Genomic DNA, 24042 nt, shown 5'->3' on the forward strand with positions numbered 1-24042 from the left:
CCAACCCACGTGCGAATGATGTGGCCGACGGCATCCCTCAGCGCGCCATCTCCATAGGAACGTGTGCGGCCCTTAGCCGAAGGTCGGATACTCCCACGGCGGCGACCCTTCGAGGGCACCGAACCGCGCCAAGGAACGGTCGCAGGCGGCGCGCCACCGGTCGTTCACAGCCGTGGGTGGCCATACGAGATGAGCCAATTGAGCCGCGACGTGGACCGTGCAGCGAAGCATCGTCTGTGCATCGTCCAAAGCCAACTCCCTCGGCACTTGGAGGCTGATGTCTTCCGGGGACACGTCGGCGGGGTTCGCGGGTACGTCGACCTGAGCGAACATCGCGATCGCGAAGCTCTGGCCATGGGCTACGGCCGATAGCTGCGAGTAGTAGAGATCCCCATAGGTCGCGTCCCCATGTGCCCCTTGGATTTCGGTGGGGATCACGTCGTTTATCAGAGCCGACGTCAGCGCGGCGAACTTCGGAGGCGTATACATTTCGGCGCGTTCTCGTTGCGCCCATGCTGTGATCCGTTGTCGGAACTCCTTCGCGGTGACCCTATCGCCGGACACACCCGCGATAGACTGCTCGTACCGCTCGGAGTAACCCAGTTCCGCGAAGCTCAGACACGCGGTGGCGACAGCGAGAGACCTAGCGTCCGAGTGCTTCAACAGCCAGTGCGGTCGGCCGAGCACTTCCAGGCCCCCACGGGTGAGCGTGGACAGCGACGCGGCGGCGGGCTTGTTACCGCGTATCAGGGCTGCCATGCCAGCGAGGTGGTCGAACCCGGCTAGGACGGCGATCTGGATGGTCTGCATTGCAACGTGCGTGACGCTCGTCCCGTGCCAGCCAGGGCGAGTGTTGATTGGGTCATCGAAAAGCGCGCGCGCCGGCGAACCTGGCCACGGGTCCGTCAACATGATCGCCGTCACCAGCGTCCGACCATGGCGGGCGACATCGAGCAAAGCCCCACTGATTTCTGCACGCTCCGCTTCCGTCGGTCTCGCGTCATCCACCAAGTCACTCCGTTTCGGAATCGCTTCACCGCAGGGTACTGGTCCGACCTCTCGAGTCTGGAGCGATATCGACGATGTTGTCGTGCGGGAAGCTTCAGAGCTCAGGTCGGCCATTCAACGCGACCAGCGCTTGCCCCTTGCAACTCGGTCGATCCGTGCTGCACCCGTTTGTTGAGCGCTTGTCGGCTCAGGCCTGTCCTGCTCGCGAGCGAATTCCAGCTCTCGCCGACCTCGCGAAGCTGCGCTATCAACTCGTCGCGCTCGACGAGTGCTTCCAGTTGGTCCCGACGTAATCGATCGATGGTCCGCGAAAGTTCGGTGAGCCTTTTGAGGGCGTCGACGCGCGTGCCCCATTTGGCCTGAAGCTTCAACATCGCGTCGGCGGCGTGCCGCTGTGCGGCCTGGCGTTCGCGGTCTTCAGCGCGTCGGATGGCGGCGACATCGTGTGCTTGGCGCTGTCGTGCATAGGACGCTTCACGCTGCCTGCTCTTACTCGAGCCGCCCTGATTTGCCATGCAACCAGGTTTACACGCGACCCCTGTCATTCATTGGGCTGCCGAAGAGCCCACTTAAAGTGCCTGCGTGCATTGCTCTTGGCTTTTACCCTTCTTGGATTGCTCTTGGCTTTTACCCTTCTTGGCCTTGGGTCTCTTCTATCGCTCCTTGGCTTGTACCTCCATTGGTTTTTGATCCTTGGTCTCTTCTTGGTTCTGGTTTCTCTTCTTTGCCTCGTCGCTCTGTTCAGCAGCTTGCGTCTAGATCGCTCGACCCGTCCGATCGAACTCCGCCAGGATCTTCGTCAATCGCGCTGCTTGCGAGTTGCTGTGAAGTTGTCTCCGCGATACGTGTGGCTGATGTCGGCCGAATCGACATGTTCAGCGCCAAGGCGCGTTATTGATCCAGCCGGTCGGTGGTGCGCCACTCGCGCGGATTCCACTCCGGCGAGTAGCCGCCGATGGGTCCTGGTTCTAGCCACGGATCATCTGAGCGGATCAAGCACAGAACTCGGTTGCCGAGCAACGCACCCCGCAAAGCGGCACCGCTGATGATGTCCAGAACTGTGACCGCGAGGTCTGGCATCGCTGAATGGAAATGATCGAAGTTGTCGATCACGATGACCAAACCCGTTTCGTTCTCTGCCCATCCGTAGTCGAGCTCGGCGACATCGCCGAGAGAATCGCCCAACGCGTTGAGGTTTCGTCCGTAGTAGTCCGGGAACTGGAGCGCCGTCGAGAACGACTGGTGCATAGCGCTTTCGTCAGCCCAGGATCCGGCGTCCAGTCGGACGATTCGATAGCCAGCCGCTTGGAGCGTCCAGATTGCGTCATCCAGGATCATCCGCGAGCGAAACTTCGAGACGAAGCCGTTTTGCACCAGGCTGAACCCTGGGTCCTGGTTGTCCGCGTTCCATACCGCCACGTGAAGAACGTAGCGGTCGAACGGTCCGGCGTCCGGTCCGCCCCGCCCAAGGCATCCTCGCGCGCTGAGTGACCGAGTCAAGGGTGCAGCTCCGTTGCATCGCGGAGCGACGCGCAGTGCGTTGGCTGCCGACGCGTCTGGCGCAACCGCGCACGCTACTGCGGCTAGGCTCACGCCAAGACGCGCTCATACGAGTTGGCGGTAGTCCGAAGCAGAGAGATGTGAGGCACAACATGCACGCGATACCGCCGTCAACGATCGTTCCGAATCTGGTTGTCGGCTTGGTTTTGATCGTCGCGGGCATCCTGATAGCAGTGTTTCGGGTCAAGGTGCGGAACTGGAGTGTTCGCGGTCAGAGCGCGATCATTGGACAGAAGCGCTCCGAGGCAGCCGCCAAGCTACAGACGCCATTCTGGATCGGTGTTGTCGGGGTGGGCGCCGTGCTGATGGGAGTGGTGGCGTTGACTGGGGCGATCGTCGGCCTGGTGCAGACCCTCTCGAGGTGACTGTCTTCTGGCTTGTCGCGCTCGTGATCGGCTTCGTATGGATGGTCGCGGGCGCAGCGGCGGTCGCGTTCCGGCGAACGATTGGACGGCTGGCGGCTAATCGCGCCGGAGAGTCGAGCGACACGACGTGGGTATTGCTCGTTTCGGTAGCGAGTTGGGTATTGCTCGGGTTCGGCGCCGCCGCCGTCATTTTGGCGCTGACACACTAATGGCTCACCGAGTCTGATCCGCCGCGTTCGGGCCCGCCTTTCGATCCGCCCCGCTCAAGGCATCCTCGCGCGCTGAGAGGTCGAGTCAAGGGTGCAGCTCCGCTGCATCGCGGAGCGACGCGAAGCGCCCTTGACACGGCCTCTCAACTCGCCATCATCGGGCGAGGGGGCGGACCTACCCGACGATCTCAGCTCGCAGGAGTCGCAGCCCGCTTCTGGGGAGCCTGCACCATCAATCCACCAATGCGTCGGCCGTCACTCGACGACGAGTTGCTTCCAGTAGCCCGCGCACGAGGCGTCGTCGTCACATTCGTCGAATGGGCTGCCCGTGACTGAAATGACCGCATCACCTGTCGGGAAGGAGGCCGGAACGGTGATGTGCGCCTCGAATCGTCCGTCGGCCGCCACCTCGACGCGTTGCGGCACCGTTCGCACGTCCCGGTGCTGCAGCACGACCTGATACGTGTGAGCCGGTGGGTAGGCGAGGTGGCACGCGGCGGCATCACTGGAGAGCACCACCTCGTCGCCTGGATGCGCGACACCCGGCCCCAGGTGCAACGGTGCGGGCAGACACGCGATCGGGAGCGGAATGATGCCGGTCGACTGAGCCTGTGCCACCAAGGCGACGGCGCCAACCGCGGCGGCAACCGTCAGTACGGTCACCGCATGGATGTCCCATCGTCGTCGCTGCATGAGGACATCGTGGCCGACGACAGGCTTTGGTGCGAGCACCGAATATGCTGATGCGGCCTTTCGTCACGCCCAACCTTGCGTGAGCTTGCGCGGGGAACACCATCGGGCGTGACAACAAAATGGCAACAGACCAAATGAATCTCGTGCAGTTATCGTGATCTCCGGAGATCTCGAATTCCGCTATTTCATTGGGATCGCGGGCTAAACCAGGCTGTTCCCGTGCGTCCCCGTCGCCCTCTCACGGCGGTAACGCGGGTTCAAATCCCGCTGGGGTCACCACAGCCCGCTTCCCTTGATTTTCAAGGGAAGCGGGCTTTTTTCTTCTCGACTGCGGACCCGGCCGGGCGTGCGCAGGAGCAGCGGTTCGGCGCCCTGCGGCGACTAGACTGGCCGGAGCGAAGGGGAGTATCCCGGACGGCCCGCCCCATCACCGTGTGATGTGTCGGGCCGGCGCTGCGCACGTCATCACGGTCCCCGTCGTCGGGAGCCCGGGCGCAGCGGCACCCGACCGGCTGACCGGCCGGCCCGGTGCAGGAGAGACCTTCGGCGATCGACGCCGCCCTTCGAAAGGTCCTCCCGCATGGAACCCGCCCTCCCGCTCTGGTTCGAGATCGGTTCGCTCGTCGTGCTGACGCTCGTCCTCGCCTTCGACCTGCTCATCGTCTACCGGCGCCCGCACATCCCGAGCCCTCGCGAGTCGACGCTGTGGGTGGTGTTCTACGTCGGCCTGGCGCTGATCTTCTCGCTCCTCATGCTGCTCATCGGCGACGGCGAGCACGCCGGCCAGTTCCTCGCCGGATGGCTGACCGAGTACAGCCTGAGCATCGACAACCTGTTCGTGTTCGTCATCATCATGGGCCGGTTCGCGGTGCCGAGGACCTACCAGCAGGAGGTCCTCATGGTGGGGATCATCCTGGCGCTGATCTTCCGCGGTGTGTTCATCGTGCTCGGTGCCGGTCTGATCGCCAGCTTCAGCTGGATCTTCTACGTCTTCGGCGCCTTCCTGCTCTACACGGCGGCTCATCAGGCCCTCTCGAAGCACGACGAGGAGGGGAGGGACGACTCGTGGTTCATCCGGTTCGCGCGCCGTCGCCTCCGCGTGTCCACCCAGTACGACGGCAACCGCCTGCGGACCACCGTGGGCGGCCGGCGCGTGTTCACGCCGCTCATCATCGTCTTCCTCGCGCTCGGCACGACCGACCTGCTCTTCGCCCTCGACTCGATCCCGGCGATCTTCGGGATCACGCAGAGCCCGTTCATCGTGTTCACCGCGAACGTCTTCGCCCTCATGGGCCTCAGGCAGTTGTACTTCCTGCTCGGACACCTCCTGGACAAGCTCGAGTACCTCAAATACGGGATCGCGTTCATCCTCGCCTTCATCGGCGTGAAGCTCGTCTTCCACGCGATGCACGACAACCAGGTGCCGTTCATCAACGGCGGCCGGCCGATCGTGTGGGCGCCCGACATCAGCACCGGGACCTCGCTCGCCGTCATCGTCGGGTCGATGGTTGTCGCTACGATGGCATCTCTGGTGAAGCTGCGGTTGAGCGGCTCCACCGTCGCCGAGGCGATCCACGGTGACGACGACCCCGACGCGGCCGCTTCCACGGACCGCAGCCAGGAGGACCCCCGGACATGACGCCACCCGTCGCCGTGAGCGCCCGCAGCGACGTGGGGGCCGTCCGCCACGTCAACGAGGACAGCTACCTCGCCGAGGACCCGCTGTTCCTCGTCGCCGACGGCATGGGAGGCCACGCCCGCGGCGAGCTCGCCAGCCGGACGGCGATCGAGAGCCTGAACCGCACCCTGCGCAGCGGCGGGCTCCCCACCCCGGACGAGGTCATCACCGCCATCGACGAGGCCAACGCCGCCGTCCGCGCGCTGTCGGGAGCCGACGAGTCGGGCGCCGCCGTCGCCGGAACGACGCTGACGGGGATCGTCCGGGTGCGCGTGCCGGAGCTCGCCGCCGAGCAGTGGATGGTGGTCAACGTCGGCGACTCCCGCGTCTACCGCTGGGACGGCCGGTCGCTCACGCGTCTCACCGTCGACCACAGCGCCGTGCAGGAGCTCGTCGACGCCGGCCTGATCACGGAGGCGCAGGCGGAGGTGCATCCGGAGCGCAACGTCATCACGCGCGCCCTCGGCGCCGAGGATTTCGTCGACACCGACAGCGAGCTCCTCCCGGAACAGGACCGGGATACCTTCCTGATCTGCTCGGACGGGCTGACCCGCGAGCTCGACGACGGCCGGATCGCCGAGCTGCTCGCCCTGGGACCGGCCGATCCGGCCGAGGTCCTGGTCGAGGCGGCCAAGGACGCGGGCGGCCACGACAACATAACGGTTATCGTGATTGAATCGGTGACCGGGGATGACGCTCCGGCTTCGACCGACACCCGGGACCGGGCTGTCGGCCGCGAGGCGGAGGACACGCAGCCGAGGGAGTAGGTCGCACGTGTTCGACGTTCAGCAGACGACGGCGGGGGAGTGGGCGGTCGTCGCGGCCGGCGCACGCGCGCTCCTGGTGGCCGAGACGGACACCGAGCAGCTCCGGCGTCTGCACGCGGCGGTCCGGTGCGGGTTCGCCGAGACGCTCGACGCGCTGGTGTCCCGCGGGCTCAGCACGACCCCGTCGTTCGCCCTGCTCGACGCCTCCGCGCCGGTCGTCCTGCTCGCGGTCCGCGGCAGGGCCGAGGCGGCCGTGGGCGTTCCCACGGGGCGCACGATCGACGCCGGTGGTGTGTCGTCTTGGCTCGAGACGCAGCTCGCCGATGCCGGCTCGGTCGCGCTCGGCCGTCCCGTCACGGCGGGCCTCCCCTTGGTGGACGGGGTCGTGATGGCCGACGGTGTCGTGTGGACCGCGTCGGACGACCGGTCCGCCGTGCAAGAGACCATCGCCGTTCCGACGCGGCGCGAACGCGAGACCGGGCCCGTGGATGCGCTCGAGCCGGCGGAGTGGCAGGAGGCGACCGAGGCTGCTGAGCCAGGAGAGGCGCCCGACGTACCCGTTCCCGCGGAGAGCGTCACGCGCGTCCCCACCGCTACCCTCGCGGAAGGCCCCGTCGGTGACGCCGGCGGGCGCACCGGTTACGACCACCTCTTCGGCGCGACGCTGATGCGGAGCGTAGAGGAGGCGGCGATGCGCCCGCAGGAGGAAGCCGACGCCTCCCGGATCGACCTGCCCGCGTTCATCACCGACTCGTTCCCGTCCGGGCCGGCAGGGGCGGAGGGCGACCATGACGGGATGACCGTCATGAGCGGTGACCTGCCGCCTCGGAGTCCGCGCAGCGACGCCGGAGCACCGTCGGCGCCGGTGACTCCCTCCTACTCGCTGCGTCTCTTCGACGGACGCCGCGAGACCCTCGTCCGGCCGGTCGTGGTCGGGCGGGCGCCGAGCGTGTCCGCGGCACCGCGCCTCCCCTCCGTCCGCCCTGTGACACTCACCAGTGCTGAGGACGACATCTCTCGTTCCCATGTCGCGGTGGCCGTCGAGGGCGACAGCGTCGTTGTCACCGACCTGCACTCCCGGAACGGGACCCTCATCGTCCTCCCCGGGAAGTCTCCGCAGAAGCTCCGCAGCGGCGATCCGACGACGGTCGTCACCGGAACGCTGATCGACCTCGGGAGCGGCGTGACCATGACCGTCGAGCTCGACGCATGAGGCGCATGGCGTCGCAGCCGCCCGAGCTCGAGGGGCTGCACCTCATCCGGTTGCTCGGCTCCGGCGGGTTCTCGGACGTCTTCCTGTACGAGCAGGACCTTCCGCGCCGGAGCGTCGCCGTCAAGGTGCTGCTCACCGACAGCGTCGACGACGCGGCACGGGCGCGGTTCGTCGCGGAGGCGAATGTGATGGCCCGCCTCTCCGCGCATCCGTACATCGTCACGATCTTCCACGCCGGCGTCTCGCGCGACGACCGGCCCTACCTCGTCATGGAGTACTGCTCGGGTCCGTCGCTCGCCGACCGGCTCCGCCGGGAGCGCATCGGCGTCGAAGATGCCCTCCGGACCGGCATCCGGCTCTCCAGCGCAGTGGCGACGGCCCACGCGGCGGGCATCCTGCACCGCGACATCAAGCCGGCGAACGTCCTGACGAATGCGCTCGGCTGGCCGGCGCTGACCGACTTCGGGATCGCCTCCGCCCTCGAGGAGCTGCCGGTCCATACGACGACGCTGTCGGAGCTGCGCCGTGCCGGTGGCACGGGGGCGACGGGCAACGGCACCGGAGACAGCAGCCGGAGCGTGGGGCTGAGCGTCCCGTGGTCGCCGCCGGAGATGTTCGCCGACGACCCCGAGCCCGACGTGCGCAGCGACATCTTCTCGCTCGCCGCGACAGTGCACACGCTCCTGGCGGGCCGCACCCCGTTCGAAGTGCCCGGCCGCTCGAACGGCACCCTCGATCTCATGGGACGCATCGAGCGCGGGATGATCACGCGGATCGACCGGGACGACATCCCGCCGTCCCTCACCGCCGTGCTCCGCCGGGGCATGGCCACACGGCAGGCGGACCGCTACCAGTCCGCCATCGACTTCGCCCGCGCCCTGCAGCGTGTAGAACTGGAGCTCGGTCTCGCGGCGACCGGGATCGACGTGCCGAACGTCACCGTGACCGAGGAGCGTGGACCGTCGCAGGACGGATCCGACGCTGAGCCGGAGACGCGAGCCCGATCGGTCGCGACCGTGCGCGCGCAACAGCCCGCCGCGCCCGAAGCGACCCGTGTCCGGGGCGTCGTCCCTGTGGTTCCCATGGGCGCCGCACCCGCAGAAGTGAGGGCACCCGAGCAGACGGTGGTACGTCCGCCGCGGCCTTCCGACACCTCCGCCACGGACTCCTCCGACGACGGGGCGGGGGCGGGCACGGCCGATGCCGAGGAGGCGCGGCGGCGCGATCCGCGCAAGCGCCTGCTCGCCTGGATCGGCGCCGGGGCGGCAGCGGTCGTGGTGCTCGGAGTGGCCGCGGCGCTCGTGGCGAACGCGCTCGCCCCCGCGACGCCGTCCGCCCCACGAGCGGGCTCGGCGCGGGACGGGACCGTCGCCGTGACGATCGTCCCGCCGCCCCAGCTCGTCACCGCCGAGCGGAGCACTGACCGCACGACGGCGACGTTCACCTGGAAGACGAAGCAGCCGAAGCCCGGAGACCAGTTCACCTGGGTCCGAGAGGGAACGACGGACCCGCCCGCCGTCACCGCGGAACAGCGCATCACGGTCACCGGCCTCCAACCCTCCCAGTCGGTCTGCATCGACGTCGCGACCATCCGCTCCGGCCGCACCTCGGAACAGCTGAGGGCGTGCGCACAGTGAGCGCCGACCTCACGGACACCACCGCCAAGCCGCTCACCGTCGAGTACTGCGGCGAGATCTACACCGTCACCGCCGGCGACGAGTTCGAGATCGGGCGGGAGGCGGACCTCTCGATCGACGACAACCCGTACCTGCACCGGCGCTTCCTCACCCTCTCGAGCGACTTCGGCATGTGGTGGCTCAGCAACGTCGGGACACTCCTCACCGCGACGGTCACCGACGCCTCCGGCACCATGCAGGCCTGGCTCGCGCCCGGGGCCAAACTCCCGATCGTCTTCCAGACGGTGCACGTCATGTTCAGCGCCGGGGCGACCACCTACGACTTCACGATCAGCAGCGAGCACGACTGGTTCAACACCTCGGTCGCCGTCGACGCCAACCGGGGATCGACCACGATCCTCCCGGTCACCCTCACGACGAGCCAGCGGCAACTCGTCGTGGCGCTCGCCGAGGGCGTCCTGACCCAGAGCGTCCCCGGGCGCGGGACCATCCCCACCTCGGCGGAGGCCGCCGCACGACTGGGCTGGAGCATGACGACGTTCAACCGCAAGCTCGACAACGTGTGCGACAAGCTCGACAAGCTCGGTGTGGAAGGGCTCCGCGGCGGCCGCGACCGGCTCGCCACGAACCGACGGGCGCGCCTGGTGGAGTACGCCGTCACGACCCGGCTCGTCGGCGTCGAGGACCTCGCGCTACTGGACCGGAACGCCGAACGGGAGGATGCTGCGGAGGACGGCTGAGTCCGCTGCCGCCCGCTGGGCCGCTGGGACGACGCCGCGCGATGGGGACTGCTCCCCATCCGTTCCCGTCCGGGGGTCGTGTTAGCGTGGGTTCCGTTTCCGGCCCGGGGGAGAGTATTGCTGTCACCGCTCGCGTGGATCCGCAGGCGCAAGACGCTTGCCGTGATCGTGGCGTTGGCTGTGGTGGCCGGGGTGCCGCTCACGGTCGCCGTCCTCCATCACGGCTTCCCGGTGAGCGCCGTCGATCTCGGCGCGCGGGATGTCTGGGTCACGAACGGCGAGAAGCTCCTCGGCGGACGGCTGAACCACCAGATCGACGAGCTCGACGCCGCCGTGACCGGGTCGAGCTCCGATCTCGACGTGCTCCAGGACAGCTCGTCGTATTTCCTCACCGATCTGCCGCACGGCACGGTGGACCGGATCGATCCGGCGTTCGTCTCGCTCGGCGGCCGCATCCAGGTGCCGGAGCGCTCCCAGGTCGCCTACGGTGCCGACACGCTCTCGGTGCTCGCGCCGGACGGGCGGCTGTGGGTGCTCGACGCCTCGGGGCGTCTCGACTTCGACCGGTCGAAGACGCGGCCGGACGCCCGGCTCGGGGCGGGTGCCGAACTGGCAGTGTCGAAAGACGGCGTGACCTTCGCGGTGGCGCCGCAGGGCAAGAAGCTCGTCACCGTGCAGCATCCCGGTGCGGCGCCGACGACGACCTCGTTCGCCGTCCCGGGTCGCTTCCAGGTGACCGCGGTGGGCGACCGGCCGGTCGTGCTGGACACCCAGGGCAATCGCGTTCTGACCGCCGAAGGGAAGACCGTCGCCCTGCCGGCCAAGGGTCTGCGCCTCCAGCAGCCGGGCCCGGATGACCCGGCTGTGCTCGTCGCGACGGGGAACAGCCTCCTCAGCGTGCCTCTCGACGGCGGCCCGGTGCGGTCGACCGCGGCGGGAGGCTCCGCGGTCGGCTCGCCCAGTGCGGTCTCCGCGCCGGTGCGCCTCGGCGAGTGCTCCTACGGTGCGTGGGCAGGTTCCGCCCGGTACCTCTACTCCTGCGACGGGAAGCGGCCGGTCGGGATCGACATCGCTCAGCCGGTGGCCGGGGACGACCTCGAATTCCGGGTCAACCACGGCGTCATCGCGCTCAACAACCTCCGTGACGGGAACGCCTGGGTCGTCTCGTCGAACATGCGCCTCGTGCAGAACTGGGCGCAGCTGAAGCCGAACGACACGACCGTCCAGGGCGACACGGGCGAGGAGAAGCCGGTGGTGCAGTCGTTCGCCGACACACTGGCTCAGCGGAGCCCGGTGAACCGGCCCCCGGTCGCCGTCGCCGACACGTACGGGGTGCGGCCGGGACGCTCCACCGTCCTGCACGTCCTGTCGAACGACACCGATCCGGACGGCGACGTGCTGACCATCACGGACGTCTCGCCGATTCCGGCCGACCAGGGCGTGCTGCAGCTCGTCGAGGGCGACCGCGCCATCCAGTTCACCCCGAAGGACGGCCTGAGCGGGACGATCTCGTTCCGGTACTCCGTCGACGACGGGCGTGGAGGAACCGCCTCCGCCCAGGTCGACGCATCGCTCCGGCAGCCTGCGGACAATGCCCCTCCGGCGTCCGCGCGCCCTTCGACGGCGCAGACGGAGGTCGGCCAGTCGGTGACCTACAACGTCCTCAACGACTGGATCGATCCCGACGGCGACGATCTCTCCCTGGTCGCCGCGAACGCCACCACGGAGGACGACGTCCGCTTCAAGCCGGACGGCGACGTGACCTTCACGAGCAAGACCGGTCAGGCCGGTTCCAAGGAGGTGCGCGTCACGGTCTCCGACGGCCGCTCGTCCGCCACCGGGAGCCTCATGATCACGGTGAAGCCGGCGGGGACGCTCGACCCCGTCGCCGTCCCGGACTTCGCTGACGGTTTCGCCGGGCGTCCGCTCGTCGTGCACCCGCTCGACAACGACCAGTCGCCGTCCGGGGAGCCACTGACGCTCGTGGGCGCGAGCCTCGACGGGTCCGGCGCGCAGGTCTCGACCGACGCCGCACGCGGCACGGTCACGCTCTCGACGAATGCGCCGGGCGAGTACTACGCCACCTACACCCTCGGGGCGGGCCCCAAGTCGACGACGGGGCTCATCCGGTTCGACGTCGCCGAGCAGGGCGCCTCCGACGCCGGACCGATCGCGGTGACGGACCGCGCGTACGTTCGCCCCGGCGAGCCCACCTCGGTCGCGGTGCTCGCGAACGACGTCTCGCCGTCGGGGCGCGTGCTCGCGGTGCGCTCCGTGGCTGTGGGGCAGGGCGCGCAGGACCTCAATGTCGAGGTCCTCGACAACGCGATCGTCAAGGTGACGGCGCCGACCGCGCTGACGCAGCAGGTCCAGCTCACGTACGTGGTGTCCGACGGCGTGAAGGAGGCGACCGCGGGCATCACGGTCGTCCCGGTGCCGCCGCTCGTCCAGCACCAGCCCCCCGTGGCCGTCGACGACAGCGTCCCCGTGCGTGCGGGCGACGTGGCGACGGTCAGCGTGATGGACAACGACTACTCGCCGGACAACGCGCCGTTCACGCTGGACCCTCAGCTGCGCGACACCTCGGCGGCCGGGGACGGCGCGACCGTGTTCGTGAGCGGCAAGACGGTCCGGTACCAGGCTCCAGCCAAACCGGGGCAGTACAGCGTCGTGTACGGCATCACGGACAAGTACGGCCAACGGGCGCAGGCGACGGTGAGCTTCGTGGTGGGGGCGCCGGACAAGGGCTCGGATCGCGCGCCGCAGCCGCAGCCGCTAACGGTCCGCGCCTTCGCGGGATCCTCGGTCCCCGTCGATGTCCCGCTCGACGGGATCGACCCCGATGGCGACTCGGTGACGCTCGGGGGACTCGGCAGCCAGCCCACGCTCGGCCGCATCTCGGATTCGACGAGCACCGCGTTCACCTACGAGGCCTATCCCGGCTCCGCGGGGACCGACACGTTCACGTACACGGTGAAGGACACCTACGGGAAGTCCGCGACGGGCACGGTCACGATCGGCGTCATTCCGCGTCCGGATCAGGCGCGCCCGCCGATCGCGGTGAACGACCCGGTGAAGGTCAAGCCCGGCCGCACGATCGCGGTGCCGGTGCTCGACAACGATTCGGACCCGAACGGCTACGCGATCTCCCTGCAGAAGAAGCTCCTCCAGGTCGACGACGGCCTGACCGCGCGAACGAGCGGCAAGACGGTCCTCGTCACAGCACCCAAGCGCGAGGGCGCCTTCGTCGTGCGCTACCAGATCACGAACGGACAGGGAGGCGTCGCCAGCGCCTTCATCCAGGTGACCGTCACTCCTGACGCACCGGAGGTCCCGCCGACCGCGATCGATCACGTGCTCGAGCCGGACCAGGTGTCGAACAAGGACAGCGTGAAGGTGGACGCGCTCTCGGGGGCGACGAACCCGTCCGGCGTCGCCGGGGACCTGACGGTGACGCTGAGCGGTGCGTACGCCTCCGATGCGGAGATCGGCGACGGCGGGTCCGTGACGGTCCATCCCGGGAGCCAGCGCCGGGCGATCGCGTACACGGTGACCGACCCGGTCACCGGGCTCCACGGGTCGGCGTTCATCGTGGTGCCTCCGAAGGGGGATGCGACCGCGCCGCCGCGCATCAAGGACGGGCTCCCGGAGCAGATCGTGCAGACCGACGGAGCCAAGAGCTGGAAGCTCTCGGACATCCTCACCGTGCCGTCCGGCCGGTCGTACAAGCTCACCGGCGCCTCCGGCGTGAGCGCCACGAACAGCTCGGGGGCATCGTCCTTCGGCGATGACCAGACGCTGACGTTCACGGCGGCGAAGGGCTACCGCGGGCCGGCCTCGATCACCTTCTCGGTGAACGACGGCCGGGAGCCGGGCCAGAGCGCGGATCGCGTCACCCGGCTGGTGCTCCCGATCACCGTCGGGCAGCCCGACCAGTCGGACGTCGCCCCCACCTTCACGTCGCCGAGCGAACGCATCGAACCGGGGGAGGCGCCGCTCGCGGTCGACCTGCGGGCGTCGACCTTCCACCCCAACCCGCAGATCCTCGCGAAGATCGCCTACTCGGATGCGCGCGGCTCCAACCCGAAGATCCAGGCGTCCCTGAGCGGCTCGACCCTGAGCCTCTCCGCGCCGCTCGGCGTGCAGCCCGGAGAGTCGGGGACCGTGACGGTCACGATCAGCTCGGGGACGCACACGATCACGGGCACGGTGAACGTCCAGGTCGTGAGCTCGAACCGGCCCGTCGCCACCCAGAAGAATCCGCCGCAGAAGACCGAGACGCAGCGCGGACGCACGGCGACCGTGCAGGGCGCCTCGAGCGACAGCCAGTGGGTCAACCCGTTCCCCGGGCAGCCGCTGACCATCACGGACGCACAGGCGCAGAGCGCGCCGTCGGGCGTGACGGTCACCTACACCGCATCCTCCATCAGCGTCAGCGCGGCTTCCGGCGCGTCGATCGGCACGGTCAGTGTGCTGTACCACGTGCAGGACGCCACGAAGGATCCGAAGCGGACCGCCGCCGCCGTGGGACAGCTGCAGGTGACGATCCACGACGTCCCGTCGAAGCCGGCCGCACCCTCCAACCCGCAGGCGAGCGACGGCCAGGCGTCGGTCACGATCACGGCACCCGCGGACAACGGGAAGCCGATCGACCAGTACGAGGTGTCGACGACCGGGCGCACGGTCACGACGTCGACGATCGGACGTGTCACGATCACCGGTCTCACCAACGGGCAGTCCTACCGGTTCCAGGTCCGTGCGCACAACGCGGACGGCTGGAGCGAGCTCTCCGCACAGAGCGCGGCCGTGACCCCGTACGGAACGCCCACGCGGGTGTCGAACGTTCGTCTCTCGAGCAGCGGGCAGTACGCTCCGGCGACCCTCACGATGAGCTGGTCGGGGCTCGCGGACCCCGGCGGCACCGGCGGAGGGTCGGTCACCTACCATTACCGACTCGACAGCGGCGGCTGGAACACGACGCAGGGCACCAGCGCGACGGCCGGAAACCAGGGTGTGGGCACCCACTCGTTCGAGGTATACGCGGTCAACGACGGCAGTGGGAAGCCGGGCCCGACCGTGACCTCGAACAGTGTGACGGTCGACAAGAAGCCCAACCCGCCGGCCTCGATCACGCTGGCCAAGGGCGCACTGGAGCCGGGGTACACCCACAGCTACACGTACGACGTCACGGTCAACAACTTCCCGGCCAACCGCAGCTTCCCGATCACGTTCTACTGCAACGGCGGAACGCTGTCGTCGGGCTATTCGGTGTCGACGGACGCCAGCGGCAGCGGCCACTACCGCGGGGCTCCCGATCGGCTGAACCCGTGGTGCGGCTACCCGGGGGCGTACGTCGTCGTGAACGGCGTCCAGAGCAGCGTGCAGGACTGGTCCAAGTAGGAGAGGTGCGGAGATGACAGTGACGCAGGAGCAGGCGGACTGGTTCGCCGGAGCGTTCGGCCAGCTGGTGGCGAACGTCGACAAGGCGATCCTCGGGAAGGAGCACAGCATCCGGCTGGTGGTCACGGCGATGCTGTCCGGCGGCCACGTGCTGCTCGAGGACGTGCCCGGCACCGGCAAGACCGTGCTCGCCAAGGCGCTCGCCAACACGGTGGAGGGCACGCAGTCGCGCATCCAGTTCACTCCCGACCTGCTCCCGTCGGATGTGACCGGCGTCACGATCTACGACCAATCGACGGGGCGGTTCGAGTTCCACCCGGGGCCGATCTTCGCCTCCGTCGTCCTCGCGGACGAGATCAACCGCGCGAGCCCGAAGACCCAGTCCGCCCTGCTCGAGGTCATGGAGGAGGGGGTCGTCACGGTCGACGGCGTCGGTCACCCGGTCGGCGCGCCCTTCATCGTCATCGCGACGCAGAACCCGGTCGAGCAGGCCGGCACGTACTCGCTGCCCGAGGCGCAGCTCGACCGGTTCCTGATCAAGACGTCGCTCGGCTACCCCGACCACGCCACGACCGTCGACCTGCTGCTCGACGCCTCCAACCGATCCCGGGCATCGGCGGTCCGCCCGATCATCGCGGCCGACTCGGTCACGACGCTCGCGCAGCTGGCCTCCGAGGTGCACACCGACGCCAGCGTCATGGGTTACCTGAGCGAGATCGTGACGGCGACCCGGGAGGACCGCGACTCCGCGCTCGGCGTCAGCATCCGCGGCGCGCTTGCGCTCGCCCGGGCCGCCAAGACCTGGGCGATCGCGTCGGGGCGCACCTATGTGACGCCCGACGACATCCGGGAGCTCGCCCTGCCCGTCCTCGCGCACCGCGTGATGGTCGACCCGGAATCCGAGTTCGCGGGCGTCCGCGCCGAGGACGTCGTGGAGCGCGCGGTCGCGTCGGCCACCCCTCCGGCCTACCGGGCGGCGTGAGGGCGAACCGGTCATGACCACCCAGACATCCGGGGCTCGCGGGCGCCGCCGACGCGCCACGCCGGCCGATCAGGCCCGCATCGCGTTGACTCAGCTCGCCGGGCTCGGCGGCGCGGGACTGCGCGGCGCTGGGCGGATCGCAGCGCCCGCTCGGCGGTGGGCGGCGTCGGCGCTCCGGCCGTCGCTCCGGGTGGTCAGCGGCCTGGGCTGGATCGCCGTGGGGGGCGCGGCGGTGTCCATCCTCCTCGCGGTCGCGCTGGGCTGGGCCGAGTTCGCCTTCCTCGGCGCGACGCTGCTGGGCGCCCTCGCGATCGCGACGGCGTTCGTCTTCGGGCGGTCCACCTACGACGTCACGATCGACCTAGAACCGAGGAGGGTCGTCGCGGGGGAGCGGGCACTCGGCCGGCTCTCCGTGACGAACGACGGCGCCCGCCCGGTCCTCCCGACGCGGATGGAGCTGCCGGTCGGCGAGGGCGAGGCCGCCTTCGCTATTCCCCGGCTCGTGCCCGGGGCCGGGACCGAGGAGCTCTTCGCGGTCCCCACCGAGCGTCGCGCCCTGATCCTCGCGGGGCCGGCGATCTCCGTCCGCGGCGATCAGCTCGGCCTCCTGCGCCGGACGACGCGCTGGACCGACCAGGTCGAGCTGTTCGTGCACCCGCGCACGGTCCGCCTCGCGGCCACGGCGCGCGGCCTCGTCCGCGACCTCGAAGGCCAGACCACGAAGGTGATCACCGACAGCGATCTGGCCTTCCACGCGCTCCGCACGTACGAGCCCGGCGACGACATCCGGAACGTGCATTGGCGCACCTCGGCGCGGACCGGCCAGCTGATGGTCCGCCAGTACCAGGAGACCCGCCGGTCACAGCTCCTGCTGACATTCGACGCCGAGCAGGATCACTTCGCCGGCACCGAGGAGTTCGAGCTCGGCGTCTCCGTCGTCGCCTCCATCGCCGTGCACGTCGTCCGCGAGGAGACCCAGGTCCGCGCGGTCTGGCAGGGAGGGCCGATGCGCGTCGACACCCCGACCGCCCTGCTCGACGACTCCTGCCGCATCTCCCCGGTGGAGGGACGCCATCCCGCACTCCGCGAGTTCCTGCGTCAGGCGAGCCTCCGGATGGAGGCGCCGAGCCTTGCCATCACGGTCACCGGCTCGCGCGTGGAGACGCCCGAGCTTCGCGCCGCTGCTGCGCTCTGGGGGACGGACACCGACACCATCACGGTCCGCGTCGACACGGCGGGTGAGCCACGGCTGTCCCGTCTCGGCAGGACGACCCTGATCACGGTGTCGACCCTGTCCGAGCTTCCCACCCTGCTCAAGAGGGCGGCACGGTGACGGCCGCGGCCGCGAGCCGGTCCGAGCCGCTCTTCGACCGGCTGGGACGCACGACCTGGATCGATGTGGCGGTGCTCAGTGCGCTCATCCTCCTCGCGATCGCCGGTCTGGAGCCCGCCTTCGGTCATCTCGGCTTCGTCACGGCCGCGGTCGGCGGGACCGTGGTGGGAGGCGGCGTGGCGGTGCTCTGCCGGCTGCTCCGCATCTCGTGGCCGGTCACGGCGGTGGTCGGCCTCGCCGCGTACATCCTCGCCGGGACCCCGATCGCTCTGCCGGGCCTGGCACTCTTCGGCGTGCTGCCGTCGCTCGACAGCCTCTCGGACCTCATGGTCGGCGCCGTCTTCGGATGGTCGGACTCGGTGACGCTGCGGGCCCCGCTGGAGGCGCCTCCCTCCCTGGCGGTCGTGCCGTACGTCGCGGGCTGGCTCGTGTCGCTCGTCACGATCTCGCTCGCGGTCCGCTGGCTCCCGCAGGTCAGGCGGTCGTCCGTGTGGCCCCCGGCAGCGCTCCTGACCGGGCCTGTTCTCCTCCTCCTCGCGGCGATCCTCCTCGGCACCCGGGACTCGTTCTACGCGGGGATCCGCGGGGTCGCCTTCGGCGTCATCGCCATCGTCTGGCTCTCCTGGAGGCGCGCTCGATCCGCGCGCGACCGCCTCGGCGCCGATCCGGCGGTGCGGCGGAGCCGGGTGCTCGGTGCCGCGACGGTCGTCGTGGGTGCGGTCCTGGTCGGAGCCTTGGCCGGCACCCTTCTCGGCCCCACGCCCGCCGCGCGGCTGGTCCTGCGCGACGAGATCACGCCGCCGTTCGACCCGCTGGACTACCCGAGCCCGCTCGCCGGGTTCCGGAAGTACACGAAGGACCTCCAGAAGACGGAGCTCTTCACGGTCGAGGGGCTGCAGCCGGGCCAGGTGATCCGGCTCGCCACCATGGACAGCTACGACGGCGTCGTGTGGTCGGTCGCGGCTCCGGGGAGCGACCGGGACGCGTCGGGGGCCTTCGAGCTGCTCGGCAGCACGATACCGCGGCCGCCTCTGTTCTCGGCAGGCGCCTCCACGAGCGCGACCGTCGACATCGCCGCGTACTCGGATGTGTGGCTGCCCACGCTCGGCTACCTCAGCCGTCTCGACTTCGGCGCGCATCCGGGCTCGGACCCCGCCGCGGCGGTGCGCGTGAACACGGCGACCGGGACGACGGCGGTCACCACGGGCGTCCGGAAGGGGCTCCGCTACACCATCGCGGCCACGGCTCAGGAGATCCCGAAGGACAGTGCGCTAGCGAAGGTCCCGCCCGCGACGATCGCCCTGCCGCCGGTGCGCAACGTGCCCGACGTGGTCTCAGCGAAGGCCGTCGAATACGCGGGCAGCTCGTCGACGGCGATCCAGAAGCTCCGGAACATCGAGCGCTCGCTCAAATCGCTCGGCTACCTCAGCCACGGCCGCGCCTCCGATCCCGTCCCGTCGCGCGCCGGCGAGGGCGCGGACCGCATGACCGACCTGCTCACGACCTCGCCCATGGTCGGCGACCAGGAGCAGTACGCGAGCGCGTTCGCCCTGATGGCCCGCCGGCTCGGATACCCGGTTCGCGTGGTGATGGGGTTCGCCCCGAAGGCGACCGGCGCGACGACCGCGGTCACCGGGAACGACGTCACCGCGTGGGACGAGGTGGCCTTCAGCGGCGTCGGCTGGGTGCCGTTCTTCCCGACCCCCACCAAGACCGACGCCCCGAAGAACCAGACGACGAAGCCCAAGCTCGAGCCGCAGCCTCAGGTGCGCCAGCCGCCGCCCGCCGACCCCAAGGCGGACGAACTGCTCACGCCCGTGAAGACGAAGGACACCGAGCGCAAGCAGCCTCAGCACGGCTTCTCGCTCCCGGGCTGGGTCTGGGCCGCGCTCGGGGTCGTCGGCATCCCTCTGCTCCTGTACTTCGTGCCGCTGCTGATCGTCGGACTGCTGAAGCGCCGTCGCCGTCGCCGTCGTCTGTCGACCGGACCCCCCGACCGGCGGGCGGCCGGAGCGTGGGAAGAACTCGCCGACGGGTACGCCGAGCTCGGGCTCGACCTGCCCCGCCGGGCGACGCGCCTCCAGACGGCGGCCGCACTGGAGGCGCAATCGGCGCAGCAGTCCCTCCCCGTGCCCGAGGGCGGCCTGGCGACCATCGCGCGGGAGGTCGACGCGGCCGTCTTCGACGGATCCGTGGTCGGCGAGGACCGCGTGGGGAACGTCTGGTCGGCCGTCGCCGCAGCGCTCTCCGGCGCGACCGCCGCGGCCGGCCCGCTGCGCAGCCGACTGGCCGCGTTCCGCTACTCCCGGTCACGGCGTCGCTGACGGGTGCGACCGCGTCCGTATAGTGGGCGTCGTGGAGGAACCGGGCTACATCGTGCCCCCGCCGGGGCTCATACCGCCGCGCTCCGACCCGGGTGCCGACGCGGCGCCGCCCCGGCCGCTCATCGTGCCGGGCCGCGAGTTGCCCGCCTTCGCGGCCCCGGCGCCCGCACCGTCGCCGCAGCGCCCGGTCTGGCGCCTGACGCTGCCCGGGGGTCGACGCCTGACCGTCGGGGGAACGGTGCTGCTCGGCCGCAACCCGGCGCTCCCGCCGGGCGTGGCCCGTGCGGAGCTCGTCGCCGTCGACGATCCCGCCTCGACGGTGTCGAAGACCCACGCCGAGCTCGACCTCGCCGGAGACGGACTCACCGTGACCGACCTGCACTCGACGAACGGCGTGCGCGTGGCGGGCGTCCCGGCGGAACCCGGCGTGGCGACCGTTGTCCCCGATGGCGCGGAGCTGACGCTCGGCGACTTCCGGATCGTCGCCGAGCGAGCCTGATCGCCGCAGGATGGCCGGGTGATATCCTGGGCTCGATGTGCACCGGTCTCCTCCTCCTTAGCCGCCGCGGCGAGTCCTAGTTCTCAGGCCACCCTCGCCGCGGAGTCACGTCGACGGCTGTTCCGTTTCGCACGCTAGGAGATCCACTGACATGACCACCGCTGACCCGTCCGCCGAGCAGGCCGACCGGCGACCGCTGACCCTCGCCGAGAAGGTGTGGCGCGACCACCTCGTCGTCAAGGGCGAGGACGGCTCGCCCGACCTCATCTACATCGATCTCCACCTCGTCCATGAGGTCACGAGCCCGCAGGCGTTCGACGGCCTCCGCATGGCCGGCCGTCCCGTCCGCCGGCCCGACCTGACCATCGCCACCGAGGACCACAACACGCCGACCATCGGCATCGACCGTCCGATCGCCGACCTCACGAGCCGCACCCAGATCGAGACCCTGCGCCGCAATGCCGAGGAGTTCGGCATCCGCCTCCACTCGCTCGGCGACGTCGAGCAGGGGATCGTCCACGTCGTCGGCCCGCAGCTGGGCCTCACCATGCCGGGCATCACCGTCGTGTGCGGCGACTCGCACACCTCCACCCACGGGGCGTTCGGCGCGATGGCCTTCGGCATCGGGACGAGCGAGGTCGAGCACGTGCTCGCCACCCAGACCCTGCCGCTGAAGCCGTTCAAGACGATGGCCATCACCGTCGAGGGCGACCTGCGCCCCGGGGTCACCGCGAAGGACATCATCCTGGCCGTGATCGCCAAGATCGGCACGGGAGGCGGTCAGGGCTACGTGCTCGAGTACCGCGGCAGCGCGATCCGCGCCCTCTCGATGGAGGGGCGGATGACGATCTGCAACATGTCCATCGAGGCGGGCGCCCGCGCGGGCATGGTCGCTCCGGACGAGACCACCTTCGCCTACCTGAAGGGCCGTCCGCACGCCCCCGAGGGCTCCGACTGGGACGAGGCGGTCGCGTACTGGAAGACGCTGCAGACCGACGACGACGCCGTGTTCGACGCCGAGGTCTACCTCGACGCCGCCGAGATCGAGCCCTTCGTGACCTGGGGGACCAACCCGGGCCAGGGCGTATCGCTCAGCCAGTCCGTACCGGACCCCGCATCGTACGCCGATCCGAACGCGCGGGCCGCCGCCGAACGCGCTCTCCAGTACATGGACCTCGAGCCGGGCACGCCCATGAAGAGCATCCCGGTCGACGCCGTGTTCATGGGCTCCTGCACCAACAGCCGCATCGAGGACCTCCGCGCCTTCGCCTCCGTCATCAAGGGGCGCAAGAAGGCCGACGGCGTCCGCGTCATGGTGGTGCCGGGCAGCGCTCGCGTCCGCATCGAGGCAGAGGCGGAGGGCATCGACAAGATCGTCGAGGAGTTCGGCGCCGAGTGGCGGTTCGCCGGGTGCTCGATGTGCCTGGGCATGAACCCCGACCAGCTCGCGCCGGGGGAGCGGTGCGCCTCCACCTCGAACCGCAACTTCGAGGGGCGGCAGGGCAAGGGAGGACGGACGCACCTGGTGTCGCCGCTGGTCGCGGCGGCGACGGCCATCCGCGGAACGCTGTCGAGCCCGTGGGACCTCGAGCACGACGAAGGCGACGACACGCCGCGCAGCGGCGGCACCGACAGCCGCATCGGAGAGAAGGTGGGCGCCTGATGGAGAAGTTCGAGACCGTCACCGGCGTCGCCGTCCCGCTGCGCCGCTCCGATGTCGACACCGACCAGATCATCCCGGCGGTGTTCCTCAAGCGCGTCACCAAGACGGGCTTCGACGACGCGCTCTTCCACGAGTGGCGGAAGGATCCGGACTTCATCCTGAACCAGGAGCCGTACCAGGGTGCGACCGTCCTCGTCGCCGGTCCCGACTTCGGAACCGGATCCTCCCGCGAGCACGCCGTCTGGGCGCTCCGCGATTACGGCTTCCGCGTGGTGCTCAGCCCGCGGTTCGCCGACATCTTCCGGGGAAACTCCGGAAAGCAGGGCCTCCTCACCGGTCAGATCTCCGAGGAGGACGCCGAGCGTCTCTGGGAGGCCATCGAGGCCGAGCCGGGAATACCCGCGACGGTCGACCTGGTTGCCAAGACTGCGACGGTCGGTGCGGTCCAGGTGTCTTTCGACATCGACGACTACACTCGCTGGCGTTTGCTCGAAGGGTTGGACGACATCGCTCTGACCCTGCGCGACGAGGCGCGCATCTCCGAATACGAAAGCGGCCGCGCGAGCTGGCGGCCCACGACCCTCCCGGTGAAACTTTGAACTCACTCCTTCAGGACGCCCAGGCAGCTGGAGCGCGCGTCGGCCTCAAGGGCGACCGCATCACGATCAACGGCGGAATCCCGCTCCGGGGCCGCATCGAGGTCCGCGGCGCCAAGAACTTCGTCACCAAGGCCATGGTCGCCGCGATCCTCGGCGAAGGCCCGAGCGTCCTGCGGAACGTCCCCGACATCAGCGACGTGCGCGTCGTCCGAGGGCTCCTCGAGGTCCACGGCGTGAAGGTCACGAACGGCGCGGAGGAGGGCGAGCTCCTCCTCGACCCGAGCGCGGTCGAGTCGGCGCACATGGCCGACATCGACGCCCACGCCGGCTCGAGCCGCATCCCGATCCTGTTCTGCGGGCCGCTGCTGCACCGCCTCGGCGAGGCGTTCATCCCCGACCTCGGCGGCTGCCGCATCGGCGACCGGCCGATCGACTACCACCTCGAGGTCCTCCGCAAGTTCGGCGCCGTCGTCGACAAGCTGCCGACCGGCATCCGCATGACGGCCCCGAACGGCCTGCACGGAGCGAAGCTCGAGCTGCCGTACCCGAGCGTCGGGGCGACGGAGCAGGTGCTCCTCACGGCCGTCCGCGCGGAGGGGATCACCGAGCTCAAGGGCGCGGCGATCGAGCCCGAGATCATGGATCTCATCAACGTCCTGCAGAAGATGGGCGCGATCATCTCGGTCGACACCGACCGCGTGATCCGCATCGAGGGCGTGGACAAGCTGGTGGGCTACAGCCACACGGCGCTCTTCGACCGCAACGAGGCCGCCAGCTGGGCCGCTGCAGCGCTCGCCACCCACGGCGACATCTACGTCGGCGGCGCGCGCCAGCCCGAGATGCTGACCTTCCTCAACGTCTACCGCAAGGTCGGAGGCGCGTTCGAGATCCACGACGACGGCATCCGGTTCTTCCACCCGGGCGGTCCGCTCAAGCCGGTCGTCATCGAGACCGACGTCCACCCGGGCTTCATGACCGACTGGCAGCAGCCGCTGGTCGTCGCGCTCACCAAGGCCGAGGGCGTGTCGATCGTCCACGAGACGGTCTACGAGCAGCGGTTCGGCTTCGTCGACGCCCTCATCGACATGGGCGCCAAGATCCAGGTGCACAAGGAGTGCCTCGGCGGGCACGACTGCCGGTTCGGCCAGCGGAACTTCAACCACTCGGCCGTGATCATGGGACCGGTGGAGCTCACGGGCGCCGACATCGAGGTCCCGGACCTCCGCGGCGGCTTCAGCCACCTCATCGCGGCGCTGACCGCGGAGGGGCAATCGACCGTCAGCAATGTCGGCATCATCAGCCGCGGCTATGAGAACTTCATCACGAAGCTCGAGCAGCTCGGTGCGGACTTCACGCTGATCGCTTGACGCGA

At 69.5% G+C, this 24042-nt stretch carries 19 protein-coding genes; 15 read left to right on the forward strand and 4 right to left on the reverse strand.

Annotated elements, in window-relative coordinates:
- Positions 1-72: 72 nt before the first annotated feature.
- From FPT20_RS06210 to FPT20_RS06220, 3 genes are all read right to left on the reverse strand, one after another.
- Entirely contained in the window at positions 73-1008 is a 936-nt protein-coding gene (locus FPT20_RS06210; RefSeq protein WP_158863599.1) for a hypothetical protein, read from the reverse strand.
- Positions 1009-1109: 101 nt separating this feature from the next.
- Entirely contained in the window at positions 1110-1523 is a 414-nt protein-coding gene (locus FPT20_RS06215; protein WP_158863601.1) for a hypothetical protein, read from the reverse strand.
- 376 nt (positions 1524-1899) lie between these two features.
- Positions 1900-2427, reverse strand: a complete 528-nt coding sequence (locus FPT20_RS06220; RefSeq protein ID WP_233265411.1) for a barstar family protein — start codon at positions 2425-2427, stop codon at positions 1900-1902.
- Between the two features lie 221 nt (positions 2428-2648).
- Between FPT20_RS06220 and FPT20_RS06225 the strand changes: the two genes are divergently transcribed.
- Positions 2649-2933 (forward strand): hypothetical protein, encoded by a 285-nt coding sequence (locus FPT20_RS06225; protein ID WP_158863603.1) that lies wholly within the window; start codon positions 2649-2651, stop codon positions 2931-2933.
- Positions 2930-3142 (forward strand): hypothetical protein, encoded by a 213-nt coding sequence (locus FPT20_RS06230; RefSeq protein ID WP_158863605.1) that lies wholly within the window; start codon positions 2930-2932, stop codon positions 3140-3142. The genes FPT20_RS06225 and FPT20_RS06230 overlap by 4 nt, the downstream gene beginning before the upstream one ends.
- 255 nt (positions 3143-3397) lie before the next feature.
- On the opposite strand, the gene FPT20_RS06235 is transcribed toward FPT20_RS06230, so the two are convergent.
- Positions 3398-3835: a hypothetical protein gene (locus FPT20_RS06235; protein ID WP_158863607.1), complete on the reverse strand. Its 438-nt coding sequence runs from the start codon at positions 3833-3835 to the stop codon at positions 3398-3400.
- A 580-nt stretch (positions 3836-4415) separates the two neighbouring features.
- Here FPT20_RS06235 and FPT20_RS06240 point away from each other — a divergent pair.
- The 13 genes from FPT20_RS06240 to murA all read left to right on the forward strand — a co-directional run bounded on the left by FPT20_RS06240 (position 4416) and on the right by murA (position 24037).
- The gene (locus tag FPT20_RS06240; protein WP_158863609.1) at positions 4416-5474 is read left to right on the forward strand and encodes a TerC family protein; all 1059 of its coding nucleotides are present in this window, start codon (positions 4416-4418) and stop codon (positions 5472-5474) included.
- On the forward strand, positions 5471-6280 hold the full coding sequence (locus FPT20_RS06245) for a PP2C family protein-serine/threonine phosphatase (RefSeq protein ID WP_158863611.1): 810 nt from the start codon (positions 5471-5473) through the stop codon (positions 6278-6280). Before FPT20_RS06240 ends, FPT20_RS06245 begins: the two co-directional genes overlap by 4 nt.
- A 7-nt stretch (positions 6281-6287) precedes the next feature.
- The gene (locus FPT20_RS06250; protein ID WP_158863613.1) at positions 6288-7493 is read left to right on the forward strand and encodes an FHA domain-containing protein; all 1206 of its coding nucleotides are present in this window, start codon (positions 6288-6290) and stop codon (positions 7491-7493) included.
- Between the two features lie 5 nt (positions 7494-7498).
- The gene (locus tag FPT20_RS06255) at positions 7499-9130 is read left to right on the forward strand and encodes a serine/threonine-protein kinase (protein WP_158863615.1); all 1632 of its coding nucleotides are present in this window, start codon (positions 7499-7501) and stop codon (positions 9128-9130) included.
- Positions 9118-9870 (forward strand): hypothetical protein, encoded by a 753-nt coding sequence (locus tag FPT20_RS06260; protein WP_233265412.1) that lies wholly within the window; start codon positions 9118-9120, stop codon positions 9868-9870. The genes FPT20_RS06255 and FPT20_RS06260 overlap by 13 nt, the downstream gene beginning before the upstream one ends.
- 162 nt (positions 9871-10032) lie before the next feature.
- The gene (locus tag FPT20_RS06265) at positions 10033-15270 is read left to right on the forward strand and encodes an Ig-like domain-containing protein (RefSeq protein ID WP_158863617.1); all 5238 of its coding nucleotides are present in this window, start codon (positions 10033-10035) and stop codon (positions 15268-15270) included.
- Between the two features lie 19 nt (positions 15271-15289).
- Positions 15290-16252 carry an AAA family ATPase gene (locus FPT20_RS06270; RefSeq protein ID WP_158867880.1) on the forward strand — a complete coding sequence of 321 codons (963 nt, stop codon included), beginning with the start codon at positions 15290-15292 and terminating at the stop codon, positions 16250-16252.
- Between the two features lie 13 nt (positions 16253-16265).
- The gene (locus tag FPT20_RS06275) at positions 16266-17585 is read left to right on the forward strand and encodes a DUF58 domain-containing protein (protein WP_158863619.1); all 1320 of its coding nucleotides are present in this window, start codon (positions 16266-16268) and stop codon (positions 17583-17585) included.
- Complete coding sequence (locus FPT20_RS06280; RefSeq protein WP_158863621.1) at positions 17582-19909, forward strand: transglutaminase-like domain-containing protein; 2328 nt, start codon at positions 17582-17584, stop codon at positions 19907-19909. The genes FPT20_RS06275 and FPT20_RS06280 overlap by 4 nt, the downstream gene beginning before the upstream one ends.
- Before the next feature lie 31 nt (positions 19910-19940).
- Positions 19941-20408: an FHA domain-containing protein gene (locus FPT20_RS06285; RefSeq protein WP_158863623.1), complete on the forward strand. Its 468-nt coding sequence runs from the start codon at positions 19941-19943 to the stop codon at positions 20406-20408.
- Between the two features lie 151 nt (positions 20409-20559).
- The gene (leuC, locus tag FPT20_RS06290; RefSeq protein WP_158863625.1) at positions 20560-22071 is read left to right on the forward strand and encodes a 3-isopropylmalate dehydratase large subunit; all 1512 of its coding nucleotides are present in this window, start codon (positions 20560-20562) and stop codon (positions 22069-22071) included.
- Positions 22071-22670 carry a 3-isopropylmalate dehydratase small subunit gene (gene leuD, locus FPT20_RS06295; RefSeq protein ID WP_158863627.1) on the forward strand — a complete coding sequence of 200 codons (600 nt, stop codon included), beginning with the start codon at positions 22071-22073 and terminating at the stop codon, positions 22668-22670. The genes leuC and leuD overlap by 1 nt, the downstream gene beginning before the upstream one ends.
- Positions 22667-24037 carry a UDP-N-acetylglucosamine 1-carboxyvinyltransferase gene (gene murA, locus FPT20_RS06300; protein WP_158863629.1) on the forward strand — a complete coding sequence of 457 codons (1371 nt, stop codon included), beginning with the start codon at positions 22667-22669 and terminating at the stop codon, positions 24035-24037. Before leuD ends, murA begins: the two co-directional genes overlap by 4 nt.
- Positions 24038-24042: the final 5 nt, after the last annotated feature.

It is taken from the genome of Leifsonia sp. AG29 (genome assembly GCF_009765225.1).
Lineage (GTDB): Bacteria > Actinomycetota > Actinomycetes > Actinomycetales > Microbacteriaceae > Leifsonia.